General features: G+C 53.2%; 13 protein-coding genes, 1 other RNA gene and 1 pseudogene. All 15 read left to right on the forward strand.

The window, feature by feature from the left end; genetic code table 11:
* Nucleotides 1-2: 2 nt before the first annotated feature.
* Nucleotides 3-368: a transfer-messenger RNA gene (ssrA, locus tag C7459_RS10680) on the forward strand.
* 212 nt (nucleotides 369-580) lie between these two features.
* Complete coding sequence (locus tag C7459_RS10685) at nucleotides 581-1027, forward strand: tellurite resistance TerB family protein (RefSeq protein ID WP_109689072.1); 447 nt, start codon at nucleotides 581-583, stop codon at nucleotides 1025-1027.
* 31 nt (nucleotides 1028-1058) lie between these two features.
* Nucleotides 1059-1658 carry a TerD family protein gene (locus tag C7459_RS10690; protein WP_109689074.1) on the forward strand — a complete coding sequence of 200 codons (600 nt, stop codon included), beginning with the start codon at nucleotides 1059-1061 and terminating at the stop codon, nucleotides 1656-1658.
* A 27-nt stretch (nucleotides 1659-1685) separates the two neighbouring features.
* A complete protein-coding gene (locus tag C7459_RS10695; RefSeq protein ID WP_109689076.1) occupies nucleotides 1686-2267 on the forward strand; it encodes a TerD family protein in 582 nt (193 codons plus the stop codon).
* Nucleotides 2268-2329: 62 nt separating this feature from the next.
* Entirely contained in the window at nucleotides 2330-2911 is a 582-nt protein-coding gene (locus C7459_RS10700; protein ID WP_109689078.1) for a TerD family protein, read from the forward strand.
* Between the two features lie 3 nt (nucleotides 2912-2914).
* Nucleotides 2915-4162, forward strand: a complete 1248-nt coding sequence (locus C7459_RS10705; protein WP_109689080.1) for a TerD family protein — start codon at nucleotides 2915-2917, stop codon at nucleotides 4160-4162.
* A gap of 24 nt (nucleotides 4163-4186) precedes the next feature.
* The gene (locus tag C7459_RS10710) at nucleotides 4187-4933 is read left to right on the forward strand and encodes a TerC family protein (RefSeq protein WP_109689082.1); all 747 of its coding nucleotides are present in this window, start codon (nucleotides 4187-4189) and stop codon (nucleotides 4931-4933) included.
* An 83-nt stretch (nucleotides 4934-5016) separates the two neighbouring features.
* Entirely contained in the window at nucleotides 5017-6207 is a 1191-nt protein-coding gene (locus C7459_RS10715; protein WP_109689083.1) for an HpcH/HpaI aldolase/citrate lyase family protein, read from the forward strand.
* Nucleotides 6208-6283: 76 nt separating this feature from the next.
* Nucleotides 6284-7462: pseudogene (locus C7459_RS23655) on the forward strand (phosphoribosyltransferase family protein); the annotation flags it as partial.
* 39 nt (nucleotides 7463-7501) lie between these two features.
* The gene (locus C7459_RS23660) at nucleotides 7502-8644 is read left to right on the forward strand and encodes a cysteine protease StiP family protein (protein ID WP_211320380.1); all 1143 of its coding nucleotides are present in this window, start codon (nucleotides 7502-7504) and stop codon (nucleotides 8642-8644) included.
* Nucleotides 8641-9465, forward strand: a complete 825-nt coding sequence (locus C7459_RS10725; RefSeq protein WP_109689087.1) for an HAD family hydrolase — start codon at nucleotides 8641-8643, stop codon at nucleotides 9463-9465. Before C7459_RS23660 ends, C7459_RS10725 begins: the two co-directional genes overlap by 4 nt.
* Complete coding sequence (locus C7459_RS10730; protein WP_109689089.1) at nucleotides 9462-10490, forward strand: ATP-grasp domain-containing protein; 1029 nt, start codon at nucleotides 9462-9464, stop codon at nucleotides 10488-10490. The genes C7459_RS10725 and C7459_RS10730 overlap by 4 nt, the downstream gene beginning before the upstream one ends.
* On the forward strand, nucleotides 10490-11143 hold the full coding sequence (locus C7459_RS10735) for a hypothetical protein (protein ID WP_109689234.1): 654 nt from the start codon (nucleotides 10490-10492) through the stop codon (nucleotides 11141-11143). The genes C7459_RS10730 and C7459_RS10735 overlap by 1 nt, the downstream gene beginning before the upstream one ends.
* Before the next feature lie 12 nt (nucleotides 11144-11155).
* Entirely contained in the window at nucleotides 11156-12253 is a 1098-nt protein-coding gene (locus C7459_RS10740) for a toxic anion resistance protein (RefSeq protein ID WP_109689091.1), read from the forward strand.
* Nucleotides 12254-12814: 561 nt separating this feature from the next.
* Nucleotides 12815-14098, forward strand: coding sequence for an MFS transporter (locus tag C7459_RS10745; RefSeq protein WP_109689093.1), 1284 nt, complete (start codon nucleotides 12815-12817; stop codon nucleotides 14096-14098).
* Nucleotides 14099-14105: the final 7 nt, after the last annotated feature.

Raw genomic sequence — 14105 nt, forward strand, 5'->3', positions numbered from 1 at the left:
GCGGGGGTGTTCTTGGATTCGACGGGGATTGTTCGAGCATGTAGTAGCGAGTCGTGGGGCTGCGAGGCCACGTAAAAAACGCGGACCTAATTTAAACGCTAACAAAAACAGCAACAACTCTTTCGCGTTCGCAGCTTAGTCTGTGAATCCGTTCAGCTCTCTATCTCCCGCGTAGCGGGTTGAACGTCACTGAGTCGGGATCGTCAGAGGAATCGCCCGTGGTCCTCCGATTAAATTAAAACGAGCTGGTTGAAGGGCAGCGTGTCGCTCCGCGTCCCCGATACGACAACCAAATGAGACGACTACACTCGTAGAAGCTCATGTAGCGAGGTCTTCGGACAGGGGTTCGATTCCCCTCACCTCCACCACATGACACAGGAAGCATCGGATGGCCAATCGGCCCGCTGATGCTTCCTTTTGTTTTGTCACATCTACGAATGAATCCTATCATTTTTGACGATACTTATGACAACGACTAAATTAATACATATATTTGACAAGAACGAGGGAAAAAAAGTATATATTTGTCGAACATCATGTAGTACCATAGAAGGTAGAGACTGGAACGGAGGTTTTTCAAATGAGCACTTTCACAAACTGGCTGAACAGCACCAAGGCTGGCATCGCAGAGCAAGTGAAAAAGTTTAAAAATAAAGACTTTATGGACGCGGTCGTTGCTGGTTGCGCGCTCGTCGCAGCAGCAGACGGTACGATCGACGCCACCGAGAAACAAAAAATGGCGGGTTACATCGGGCGCAGTGAGGAACTGAAGGTGTTTGATATGAACACCGTCATCAACCGCTTCAACCACTTCGTCAGCAACTTCGAATTCGATGCGATGATCGGCAAGCAAGAAGCCCTGAAAATCATCGGCAAGTTCAATGGCAAACCAGATGTCGGTCGCGTGATCATCGGTGTCTGTTCGGCGATTGGTGCTGCTGACGGTGATTTTGATGAACAGGAAAAAAAGGTCGTCCGCGAGATTTGCGGTGTCTTGGGCCTGAATCCGGGCGAATTTAGCCTGTAGCCGAGAATCCACATCAAAAGGAGGTGACAACATGGCGATCAATCTCGTAAAAGGCCAAAAAATCGATTTGACCAAGACAAATGCGGGTCTGACGAACCTGACCATCGGTTTGGGATGGGACCCCGCTGAAGTCACCAAAAAAGGTCTGTTCGGTTCCAAAAAGCACAAAGTCGACATCGACTGCGATGCTTCGGCCCTGCTCTTGAATGCAGATGGGAAACTGGTCAAGGATCAAAACCTCGTCTGTTTCTACAACAAGTCTAGCGCTTGCAAGTCTGTCGTTCACTCTGGGGACAACCTGACAGGTGATGGCGATGGCGACGATGAGCAGATCTTTGTCGATCTGACCAAAGTGCCAGCTGATGTACATAGCATTTTGACGGTCGTGAATATCTACCAAGCCGAAGCCAGAAAACAGGATTTCGGTATGGTCCAATCGGCCTACATTCGCGTGCTGAACAAAGCGACCAACGTAGAATTGGTGCGATTCAATCTCTCGGACAACTACGCTGGCAAGACAGCACTGATTGTCGCGGAAATCTATCGTCACAACGGCGAGTGGAAATTCAACGCGATCGGAGAAAGCGCGCACGCGGTGCACGTCGATCACTTGGCAGCAAACTACCGATAAACCAATAGAAATGGGGTACTTTCTCACATGGCGATCTCTCTTTCGAAAGGTCAAAAAGTTGACCTGACCAAAACCAATCCGGGTCTGACCAAAGTCGTAGTCGGCTTGGGCTGGGACACCAACAAATACGATGGCGGCAAGGACTTTGACCTCGACGCTTCGATTTTCTGCGCAAACGCATCTGGTAAAGTCGGCTCCGACAAAGATTTCATCTTCTACAACAACCCGAAGAATGAAAACGGTTCGGTTGAACATACCGGCGATAACAAAACCGGCGAAGGTGAAGGCGACGACGAGCAAATCAACATCGACCTGTCGACTGTACCGGCTTCCACCGAAAAAATCGCATTCTGCATCACGATTCATGAGGCAGAAACTCGCGCACAAAACTTCGGACAAGTTTCCAACGCCTACGTGCGCATCGTGAACGCAACCAGCAACGAAGAATTGATCCGTTTCGATCTCGGTGAAGACTTCTCCGTAGAAACTGCAGTTGTCGTCGGTGAATTGTACCGTCACAACGGCGAGTGGAAATTCAACGCGATCGGCAGCGGCTACCGTGACGGCTTGGCTGGCCTTTGCCGCGACTACGGTCTGGACGTCGCATAACTTGGGTAAACCAACAGGGGTCGCGCTAACAGCGACCCTTTTTTGAAATGGGAGGGGTAACCATGACCATCAGTCTTTCCAAGGGACAACGAATTGACCTGACCAAAACCAATCCGGGCCTGACCAAAGCGATCATCGGATTGGGCTGGGATACGAACCGGTACAACGGCGGGCACGACTTTGATTTGGATGCCTCTGCATTTTTGTTGCACGAAGATGGTAAGGCTAGAGGTATTCAGGACTTTGTGTTTTATAACAATTTGTCGGGCGGCAACGATTCTGTCCAACACACCGGAGACAACCGCACGGGCGATGGCGACGGTGATGACGAGCAGATCAAAGTCGATCTCAGCCTGGTTCCGGCGTACATCCATCGCATCGGAATCACAGTCACGATCCATGATGCCAACGCGCGTGGGCAAAACTTTGGACAAGTCTCGAATGCATTTGTACGCGTCGTGGATGAGTTGACAGGCCGTGAAGTGCTGCACTTCGATCTGGGCGAAGAGTTCTCCGTCGAAACGGCAGTCGTCGTCTGCGAATTGTATCGCCATAGTGGAGAGTGGAAGTTCCAAGCGATCGCCAGCGGATTTACAGGCGGGTTGCAAGCACTCTGCAAAAACTACGGATTGGATGCCGAATAACATATGACATCGACTACGATCATCAAAGGCCAGCGTGCTGATGTAACCAAGCCGCATCCTGGGCTGACCCACTTGCTTGTCGGGCTCGGATGGCAAGCAGCTCCGCAGATCGAACTGGACACCTCGGCGTTCCTGCTGGGGGCAGACGGTAAAGTATCGCGGGATGAAGACCTGATTTTCTACAACAATCCGTCGACCCCCTTCATCACATATCTGGAAGGTCAGAGCCGTGGGGATCACAAGCAATTCAAGATCAACCTGAGTTTGATCCCGGCAAATGTGGCGAAAATCGCGTTCACCCTCACGATCTACGAAGGGGAGCAACGCGGCCAAAGCTTCAGTTCCGTACAACAAACCTATCTGCGGATCGACAACGAGTCCACAGGACAAGAACTCGTCCGCTATGATCTCGAACGCTTCACCGTGGAGACCGCGGTCGTCGTTGCAGAATTGTACCGTCACAACGGCGAGTGGAAAGTGAACGCTGTCGGTTCGGGCTTCTCCAACGGGCTCAATTCCCTCTGTGAAAACTTCGGTATTGATGTCCAAGAAGAAGCAACAGAACAACCGAAACCTACACCAGCTCCAGCAGCACCCGTATCTGCACCGCCTGCTCCTGCACCTGCAAAGCCAGCACCAACACCTGCCGTCAACCTCACCAAGATCGAGCTGAAAAAGCGCGGCGACAAGATCAACCTCGAAAAAAAATCGGACAAGCTTGGCGAAATTCTGGTCAACTTGAACTGGAACCACAAGCAAGGCGGAGGCGGCCTGTTCCGTCGCAAAACGGGCGTGGATTTGGACCTCGCGTGCCTGTACGAATTGAAAAACGGTCAAAAAGGACTGATTCAGTCCCTTGGGAAGAATTTCGGCTCGTTGAAACAAGAACCGTACATCTTGCTGGATGGCGATGATCGCACGGGGACTGTCAAAACGGGTGAAAATATTCGCATCGATGGGAACAGACTGCGAGAGTTCAAACGAATCCTCGTGTTCACCTTCATCTACGAAGGCGTAACCAATTGGGCCGAAGCGGACGGCGTCGTCACACTCAAACAAGAGGGCGGCCCGGATATCGTCGTACAGATGAACGAGCATGACAACAAAAAAGCGATGTGTGCAATCGCCATGCTCACCAACGTCAACGACGAAACGTTCAGCATCGAACGGCTGGTGCAGTTCTATTCCGGTCACCGTGACCTCGACAAAGCGTTTGGTTGGGGATTGCGCTGGGTTGCAGGTTCGAAATAAGTAACTTTTGGAGGATATCAGAGCATGGATTGGATCACAAACTTTATACAAAGTGCCGGTGAAAACTACGGGCATTTCTTCTCGTGGGCAGATGTGACCGCGACGCTCTCCGATCCTGTCAGTTGGGGTGTCATCGCGAGTTTGATCTTGCTCGAAGGCTTGCTGTCTGCTGACAATGCGCTGGTGCTGGCCGTCATGGTCAAGCATTTGCCGAAAAATCAGCAAAAGCGAGCGCTGTTCTACGGGATTCTCGGCGCGTATGTCTTCCGATTCCTCGCGATTGGTCTCGGGACGTATCTGGTTTCCTTCACCGCTGTAAAAGTCGTGGGGGCTCTGTATCTCTTCTACATCGCCTACAAAGGATTGTTCGGCGGTGGCGAGGAAGAAGAGACGGAAAACAAAGGGTTCTCGTTCTGGAGAACGGTCCTGATGGTCGAACTGATGGACATCGCCTTCAGTATCGACAGCGTGGTCGCCGCGTTTGGGATCAGCAATGAAGTTTGGGTCTTGTTCCTCGGCGGTATCTTGGGCGTCCTCATGATGCGCGGCGTGGCACAAGTATTCCTGAAGTTGCTGGACAAGTTCCCGGAACTTGAAAAAGCAGCCTTTCTCTTGATTGCGATCATCGCAGCCAAGATGTTGGTCGCCGTTTTCGGCATTCATGTCCCGAACGTTGCGTTCTTTAGCGTCTTGGTGGCTGTGTTCCTGGGAACGATCCTCTACAGTGCGAACCGTAAAAAAAGTGAGACCGACAGTTCTTCTCAACATTAATTGACTCAATTGTGAATCCCTCTTGTTCTTCGAGGGATTATTTTTTTCATCATCATGTGCCCGTCAACAAGGGAGGACAGCCTGTGCGATACTTCGATTACTTGTCCCGAACGGAAGAGTTGGAGCGGTTCTATAAGCCTCCTGTTTCGTTTACCAATTCCTCCACCCGGGAGATCCTCTCCTATGCCGTGGGAGCCGCGCTCTATTCTCCTGCGACACGTACTACGATCGCAGATGATATCTGGAAGCGAAAACACCAAGGCTTGGTCTCGATGGTGCTAGACCTCGAGGATGCGATCGGCGATCACGAAGTCGAACTGGCGGAAGCGACGCTCTTCGACCAAGTCGATCGCATCGCCCGCTATGTGCGGCAGGGCGTCATGCCGTCGAGCGATGTACCCTTGCTTTTTATCCGTGTGCGCAACCCGGAGCAGGTGACACGGATGATCGAGAGCTTGGGCGAACACGTGATGTGGATCACGGGCTTTTTCTTCCCCAAGTTCACCCCGCACAACGGGTGGGACTATTTTCGCCGCCTCGATGACTACAATCTGCACAAAGCAGAGCGTGCGCCGGTGCTCTACGGTTCACCGATTCTGGAAAGCGCCGAAGTCATCTATGCGGAACAGCGCATCGAGACGCTGATGGCCATTCGCGCAATCCTGCAGCACTTCCGAGCGTATGTGTTAACTGTGCGAATCGGTGCTACCGATTTTTCCAGCCTATTCGGGGTTCGTCGCAGCGTCGATCATACGATCTACGACATCCTCACCATTCGAAGTTGCATCGCAGACATCCTCAATGTCATGGGGCGGGTTGAGGATCATTTTGTGATTTCTGGCCCAGTGTGGGAATATTTCTCCCATCACACGCCCTGCACAGATCGTCTCGATGACCGGATTATCAGGATCGCTCGACAATATGGGGTACATCCGCACAGCTTGGCAGACTATGGACTGATCCGCGAAGTCCTGCTCGACAAGGAAAATGGGATCGTCGGCAAGACCGTCATCCATCCTAGCCAGATCAAGATCGTGCAGTCGCTCTCGGCTGTGACCTACGAGGAATTTGTAGATGCCCGCGGGATCTTGGAACCGAGAAACGGACTCTCAGGCGGCGTGGTGAAAAGTGAATATGCCAACAAAATGAACGAATTCAAGCCGCACATGAACTGGGCGAGACGAATTCTCACCAAAGCAAACGTATTCGGGGTGTTACATGAAAACCAACACATTCACTCATATCAACCAGAACCAAGTCAGGCATACGTATAAGATCCTCGGGGATCTCCAGATCCACGTGACAGTGACGAACAACCCGTTCCAACTCCCGCTGGACACGCTGTTCTCGATGGCAGCACGGATGAACAAAAAACGTGCGTTTCTTTTTGTCAGCAAGGTATTAGGCAAACACATTCCGGTGCCCGCTCATGTTTCCTTGCTCAGCGGGGCGGCGTTGGCTCTGCTGTTCGATCAGGAAGTGAACGGGGTGCAATCTCCGCTGTTTGCACAGGTGATCGCAGGGCTGGTCGATGCTCGTCAGGCCAAGTCTGCGTATGAGCAGTTGATGGCGGCCAAGTTGACCTTGCCGCGTCCTGTTACGTTCATCGGCTTTGCAGAGACGGCCACTGCGTTAGGGCACAGCATGTATGAAGTTTTCGAAGCAGGGGCTCAGTACGTTCACACCACCCGCGAGCTGCTCGTGGACTTCGAGTCCTACGTGAATTTTGAGGAGGAGCATTCGCACGCGATGGCACACCGTTGCTATGCGGACTATCCGGTGTCTGGTGACGAGACGATCGTGTTGGTCGATGACGAGATCACGACGGGAAAAACAGCGCTCAACATCATCCGCGACATGCATATCCAGCATCCACGACCGATATACTATGTCGCCTCTTTATTGGATTGGAGAACTCAAGAAGATCAACAGCGATTTGCCGATGTGGAGCAAGAGTTGGGCATCAAGATCAAAACCCTCTCCTTGATCAAGGGTGAATTGGAAGTGGAGGGGGGTCCTGTGCTCGACGTACAAGCGGGCCTCCCGAACACATCGCTGGCGACTCAACTTGAAGTTCTCGATCTCACGAATCATTTTGCAACGGTGCAACGCACCTCTCAGGATAGTGCTGGAGTGCTCAATCCAGCACCCTACCTCCAGAGCACCGGGAGATTTGGCATCCAGTCGGCAGAGAATCCAGCACTGAGTGCCCAGATTACGCACGTAGCGGAACTGCTTCGCGCCAAGCGCAGCGGCGGAAACACGCTGTGTCTGGGGACAGGTGAGTTCATGTACCTCCCGATGCGCATCGCGGCGGAGATGGGCGAGGATGTCTACTACCAATCGACGACCCGGAGCCCGATTCACCCGCATGAACAGCCTCCCTATGCCATTCGCGATGCCCATTCCTTCCAAAGTCCTGATGATCCTGCCATCCTGAATTTCCTCTACAACACAACCTTGCAACCGTATGCGGATGTTTTCGTATTTTTCGAACGTTCTATGCCACCAGAACGGCTGGCTTCCTTGGTCGAAGTGCTCCAAAACATCGGGGTCCCGCGTGTGTACATGGTGTTTTTTGCAACGGTGTATGGGAAACCGATCCTGCCGCCGGAACGCATGGGGAGTTACGCGCCGGAGGATGTGGTGTTTTTGCTGAAAAATCTGCAGCACGTGCAGTTGGAGAAAGCGCTGGAGGAGCGCGAGGAAGCGATTCAGAGCGGGGTGCATTACTCAGAGATGTTGCCGGTGGAATACCAGCCGACGCCTGCGTACTTGCAACTGTTCCATGAGACGTTGAAATTCTCCGCTGAAAAAGTCGCGCTGGCGACCGGGATCGTCGCGGAGTTGATTCTGCAAAAGCGCGGGCCAGAGGTCGTCTTGGTCTCACTGGCGCGTGCCGGCACTCCGATCGGGATCTTGATCAAGCGGTATCTTGCGCACGTGTACGGAATCACAGTGCCGCACTATAGCATCTCGATCATTCGCGGCAAGGGCATCGATGTGAATGCCTTGCGCTACATGTTACAAAACCATCCCAACGGACAACTCCAGTTCGTCGATGGCTGGACAGGCAAGGGCGCGATCCGCAAGGTATTGATCGAAGCCTGTGCGGAGTTTGCCAGCGCCTATGGGGTGTCGTTGAGCGATGATCTCGCCGTGCTCGCCGATCCGGGCTGTTGTTCGGATACTTACGGAACTCGCGAGGATTTCCTCATTCCAAGCGCGTGCTTGAATTCGACCGTTTCCGGGCTGATGAGCCGGACGATTTTGCGCTCGGATCTGATCGGGCCGGATGATTTTCATGGTGCTAAGTATTACGAGGAATGGCTGTCGGAGGACGTCTCCAACCTGTTCATCGAGACGATTGCTCAGCACTTCCCGCACGTTGCTGACGAGGCGAAAAAGCGCGCCGAACGCCAAGCACAAGCGCTAGTCCCCCCGAATTGGCAAGGCTTGCAGGACATCCAACAGATCCAGCAACACTTCGGAATTGCCGACATCAATCTCGTAAAACCGGGTGTAGGTGAAACCACACGCGTTTTGCTACGTAGAGTACCTTGGAAGATCCTCGTGGATCGGATGGACAACCCGAACTTACACCACATCCTGCTGCTGGCTGCTGACCGTCAAGTTCCGGTGGAAGTCTTCCCTGGGCTTACGTATTCCTGCTGTGGGTTGATCAAGCCGTTGAAAGGGGATACTCCATGATTTTTGCCAGCGATTTGGACCAGACCTTGATCTACTCGGCACGTTCGATGGGGACCGGGCACGCGGATTCGGACATCGTGCCCGCCGAACTCAAGGATGGCAAGGTGCTGTCCTACATGGCGATCGCGGCACTCGCCTTGCTGCGCGAAGTTGCCGACCAATTGATGTTCATCCCGGTGACGACGCGAACGATTGCGCAGTACCAGCGCATCCATCTCTTTCAAGATGAGATTCGGCCCAAGTATGCGATCACCAGCAACGGTGGCAATCTGCTGATCGACGGAGTACCCGATCAGCAGTGGGCACAGGAGATGCACCGCAAAAAGGAGCAGACCTGTGCGCCGAGCGCGGAGGTCCTGCGACTTTTCCACGAGATCGCCAGCCCAGACTGGGTGATCGGGGAGCGCTTTTGTGACGAACTTTTTTTCGCCATCGTCATCAAGCGCGAAGCGATGCCGCTCGCGGCGGTGCTCGACTTGGCGGACCGACTGTCTGGCATGGGCTGGGAGACTTCGGTCCAAGGGCGCAAGGTCTATCTCGTGCCGAATGTGATCAACAAGCAGGCCGCCCTCGTACACATCCAAGAGCGTGAGGGGCGCACCGTCCTGCTCGCCTCTGGCGACTCCCTGCTGGATCGCTGTATGCTCGACCTCGCGCATACTGCTCTCGCCCCACGCCATGGCGAGTTGTATCGGGAACATCAGTCGCGTCAGAATGACTCCCCGTATGCATTTACAGAGGGTTCCGGGATTTTGGCAGCGGTGGAGATCGTGCAACAGGCCGTGAAGCTATTGGCGCAGAGAGAGGCGGGACAACGATGACGAACGTTTGGCTCAATCGCTGGTTTTCGGTGGCGTATCATTACACGAACTTGATTCGCAACAACGAGGACGGCATGAAATTCACGATGTACGGAACGCATCCAGACCCCCGGCATATGTCGTTGCAGGCGTGTGACCACGCTGAAGTCGAACCGGCGTTGCCTGACGCAGACTATGTGGAGTTTTGCTTGGAGTTCTGTCAGCGCAACTCCATCGACGTCTTCATCCCACGGTTAAAAATGCTCCCGATCGCTGCACAGGTGCAACGCTTCGAATCGATCGGTACTCAAGTCATCGTCTGTCAGGACGTTCCCTTGCTCAAAAAGCTGATGGACAAGCATGAATTCTACGAATCGGTGCTCGAAACGGGCATCATGGAAATGCCAGACTACTACGTGGTCAACACGGTCGAACAGTTCCAATCCGCCTACGCGAAACTTGTGGAAAAAGGCCATAAAGTCTGCCTCAAACCGACCAATTCCGAAGGGGGTATGGGCTTTCGCGTGATTGACAACAACCGGGATCGCCTCCAAGACTTGTTTGGCGCGATCAATCGGTATGTGTCCTACGAGGAAGTTGTACGGCTGCTCTCCAGCGTCGAGCGATTTGATGATATGATGGTGATGGAGCTACTCGAGGGATATGAGTACAGCATCGATAGTTTAGCAAATTCGAACGGAGAACTGCTGGCGGCTGTACCGCGTCGCAAAGCAGGCGGGCGTTTGCGGTTGCTCGACCCTGTGCCGGAGTTACTTGCAATCGCCCAAAGGGTAGCTGAAACCTATCGCATCCCGTATAATTTTAATATTCAGGTCAAGTACAACCATGGGGTGCCCAAGCTGTTGGAGATCAACCCGCGGATGTCGGGTGGACTGCATGTCTCCTGCTTGTCAGGCGTCAACTTCCCGTATCTCGCCGTGAAAAGCGCGCTGGGGATGGACGTGCCTGTACAAACGCCTCACTACAACATACTCGCCAGTCATATCGAGCAGCCGATGCTGATGAAGGAGATGACGAACCCTTGATCAAGAAAAAAGTACTACTCGGTACTGCTTCCGGGTATCTCATCGCATTGGTGACGAGTCCGTTTCTTCCGGAAGTCTATTCTCTGCTGATTCCGTTTATCGGGATGGCAGTGGGCACAGTTTTACAAAAGCGTGCGCTCGCAGCGCCCAACATTCAAGAGAGCGTGCCAGACCCTCAACCTGCGGCACCGACCCCGTCGGCGGCTCCTGTACCGCCTCTAGCCCCGCAACCGATGGATACGGTCATCGACCCGGAGTTCGCACCTGTCATGGAATACTTAAGCGTCCTCGAAGACATGGTGATCTCCGAAGGACAGAAAAGCAATTTGGATGATGAGATCGTCGATCGTTCGCTGGCCTTGTTCTCTCGGATACAACATGTGGTTCCGCTCCTGCAAGAGCTGAACAATGGGGATCTCAATCATACGGTTCGTCGCTTGGTGCTCAAAGACCTCAATGGATTCATCACTCCCTTTTTGCGACTCAGCGGGGAGAACAAGAGCAAGAACCGCCGGACGTTGTTGAATGGGTTGAAGGACATCAACTCGAAGCTGACCACGATCCTCGAGCGGGTCGAGCACAAAGACCTGCTCGAATTGCAGACCAAGGCTGATCTGATCCATCGTCGTTACAACGACACAGAAGGTTACTAAGGAGGAGTTCCGATGACTGCACAACCACTCCAACTACGCAAAGAAGATGAGCAAAAAGTCGTACACGAAGCCTCGCAATTGATCCAAAAAGTGTCGACCACCGACACGCTGGCGTTGGACACGTTGATGGATGAGATCGGCAACCTCGGGATCAAGACCCAGGAAAAAGCCGGGCAGACGCTCCAGATGTTGGACAGGCCGGTCAACGACTTAATGTCTGGCAAGCGAGCCGATGTGTCGAACATGATCCTCAAACTTCGCGATGAGTGCGAAGACTTGCAAAACAGCAAAAACGTCGGGATCTTCGGGAAGCTCCTGCGCAAAAGCCCGTTCAAAAACTACGTGTACAAGTACCAGACTGTCAAAACGAACATCAACGCCATCCTGAACGGCCTGCGCGACGGCAAAGACACGTTGCAGGAGAACATCGCCTACATGCGACAACTCAAACGCACCTCGATGGAGGAGATCTACAACCTGCAGACCAAGATCGCGTTTGGGATGAAGCTCAGCGAGTTATTCGATGTCGAGATCAACAAGCCGGAGAATGAAAATCGTCGTTCGCACTTGGAGCGCGGGCATCGCAAGGTCGTCTCGCGGATTCAATCGATGACGGAGATGATCATGCTCTACAACCAAGCGATTGCCGCGACCGATATCATCAATGACAACAACGACAAACTGATCGACTCGGTGAACAATGCGATCGACAAGACCGCGAACTTGATCACCGTATCCGCGATGATCGCGATGGCGATCGGGGATCAAGAGAAAGTGATCAACGCCGTCAACGCCACCAACAAGACGTTGGAAGACCAATTCAAGGAAAACGCGCGCCTGTTGAAAACCACCACGGAGCGCACGACCGAATTGATGAGCAAACCGGCGATGTCGCTCGACGCAGTCAACCAAGCGATCGGGGATCTGATGAGTGCGCTGGACATGTCGGAGCGTTCCAACCGCCAGATCATCGAAAGCTGCAAGGACTACACCACCAAGATGACCTCGATCAACCAGCAGTTGAACAACCGTCTGGGGCTGCAACAAAACCCGGCCCAACCGCAGATTCCCGAGCCGCAATCTAGCGCGATGACGAGCTTTTTGGAATAAGACAGCCGACGAGGGCTGTCTTTTTTGTTCTAGTGAAATGGCAGTGCATCATACCCTCAAGGGAAACACCATCACGGTCAGAAATGAGGCTGACAACAGTGATCTCAAGTCTCTTGTTGGGGGTTTTTCTCTTCTTGTCGATTTTGGTGTGCAGCTATGATCGGGCTGAGTCGATTGCGAAATTGAACGATCGAGAGCGATAGGCAAGCGAAAAAAGGGGAGTCGCGCGTAACGCGGCTCACCTTTTTTTGTATGTTCTGATTTTTGATGAGGTATTTCTTAAAATATGTGGTACAATATTAAAAAAAATCAGAAACCGAGGTGAATAAATGAGATACAGTGCTGGTGATTTATTTACTCAACATGTGAATGTGAGATCTGGATCATGACCGTCGCCCAGTCGATACCGAAGAACGGGATGCCGCAGCAGGTCGGTCTCTCGTTCCTCTCGCCTACATCATATAGACAGCTCGTGGAATCGCAAGCAGGGGTCCACTTGGTGGCAACACAATTCGAGAATAGATTGCTTCATGAAGCAAGCGGAAGGCAGGCAGGAACACGATGAAACAGTTTTGGCAGTTGCACCCCACCGTCAAGTGGCGGATGGTCGATCAGTTGCTTGGCAACATCGTCGGCAATATGATCTGGCCATTCATGGTGATCTACCTTGCCGATCAATTCGGGGCCGGCCTCGCGGGTCTGCTGTTGTCCTTGAATATCTTCTTGAGCCTACTCGTTGGCTTTTACGGTGGGTTTATCGCGGACCGCTTTGGACGCAAACGAATGATGACCTACGCGGAGAGTGGTCGTCTGCTCGCGTTTCTCGTCATGGTGTTCGCGAACTCACCGTGGCTGGATTCGTCGGTGTTGACGTTTGGCATGATGACGATCAGTACCTTGATGTCCGGTCTGTTGCGTCCAGCAGGGCAAGCGATGTTGATCGATGCCAGCACACCAGAGGATCGTCGACTGATCTACGGATTGGATTATTGGTCGATGAACATCGCGATCTTGGTGGGGAGCTTGGTGGGCGGGTTCTGGTTCCAGACGCATCGCTTCGCGCTGCTATCCGGTCTCGCCGTCTCCTCGGTGCTGTCGTTGCTGATCTTGCTCGTCTTCATCCGTGAGACGATGGTGCCGGCTGTTAGACAAGCGGTTGCACGGCGTCCGAGCGTCTGGCAGGACTTGTGGGCGAATTACCGCATCGTGTTGCTGGATCGAGTGTTTCTCTTGTTTTTGATCGCCACGGTACTGGATATGTCGATTGAGTTTTCGATGCGCAACGTGCTGGCTGTGCATCTCAAGGAAGTGTTCGGCACGCAAGCGCTGTTCGGATGGGCCACGTGGTCGTTCACAGTCGATGGGGTGGCGATGTTTGGGATTCTCATGATGGTGAACACGCTTACAGTGCTCCTGCTGATGGCGTTGGTCGGGCGTCTGACCAAGCAAATTCGTGAGCGGGTGCTGCTCCAAGTCGGGCTGTTGGTCTATGCGGTTGGCTTCGGAGTGCTTGCGATGGTGCAGTCGGCGTGGGTGCTCATCGGCTTTATGGTGCTGGGGACGCTGGGAGAACTGGTCTACGTGCCGGTTCGTCAATCCTTGATGGCCAACCTCGTCCCTGCTGACCGCCGCAGTTCCTACTTGGCGGTCAACAGTGTGACGTTCCGAGGTTCGATGATGATCGGCTCGCTCTCCGTGTCGGTGGCGTCTGTAAGCCCGACGTGGAGCATCGGAGCGATGTTGATTTTGTTCGGAGTGATCAGTTTCCTCGTGTTCCGCATGATTTTTGCTAGACAAGACGAGAGCGGGGCCGTGGTTCAACAATCGACTGCCATGAGCAGTTGAGGATGAG

The organism is Tumebacillus permanentifrigoris (assembly GCF_003148565.1).
Lineage (GTDB): Bacteria > Bacillota > Bacilli > Tumebacillales > Tumebacillaceae > Tumebacillus > Tumebacillus permanentifrigoris.

What these genes read in the sequence shown, in the direction of transcription:
- C7459_RS10685 (WP_109689072.1), top strand. Translation starts at nt 581, where the DNA reads ATGAGCACTTTCACAAACTGGCTGAACAGCACCAAGGCTGGCATCGCA.
- C7459_RS10690 (WP_109689074.1), top strand. Translation starts at nt 1,059, where the DNA reads ATGGCGATCAATCTCGTAAAAGGCCAAAAAATCGATTTGACCAAGACA.
- C7459_RS10695 (WP_109689076.1), top strand. Translation starts at nt 1,686, where the DNA reads ATGGCGATCTCTCTTTCGAAAGGTCAAAAAGTTGACCTGACCAAAACC.
- C7459_RS10700 (WP_109689078.1), top strand. Translation starts at nt 2,330, where the DNA reads ATGACCATCAGTCTTTCCAAGGGACAACGAATTGACCTGACCAAAACC.
- C7459_RS10705 (WP_109689080.1), top strand. Translation starts at nt 2,915, where the DNA reads ATGACATCGACTACGATCATCAAAGGCCAGCGTGCTGATGTAACCAAG.
- C7459_RS10710 (WP_109689082.1), top strand. Translation starts at nt 4,187, where the DNA reads ATGGATTGGATCACAAACTTTATACAAAGTGCCGGTGAAAACTACGGG.
- C7459_RS23660 (WP_211320380.1), top strand. Translation starts at nt 7,502, where the DNA reads ATGGTGTTTTTTGCAACGGTGTATGGGAAACCGATCCTGCCGCCGGAA.
- C7459_RS10725 (WP_109689087.1), top strand. Translation starts at nt 8,641, where the DNA reads ATGATTTTTGCCAGCGATTTGGACCAGACCTTGATCTACTCGGCACGT.
- C7459_RS10730 (WP_109689089.1), top strand. Translation starts at nt 9,462, where the DNA reads ATGACGAACGTTTGGCTCAATCGCTGGTTTTCGGTGGCGTATCATTAC.
- C7459_RS10740 (WP_109689091.1), top strand. Translation starts at nt 11,156, where the DNA reads ATGACTGCACAACCACTCCAACTACGCAAAGAAGATGAGCAAAAAGTC.
- C7459_RS10745 (WP_109689093.1), top strand. Translation starts at nt 12,815, where the DNA reads ATGAAACAGTTTTGGCAGTTGCACCCCACCGTCAAGTGGCGGATGGTC.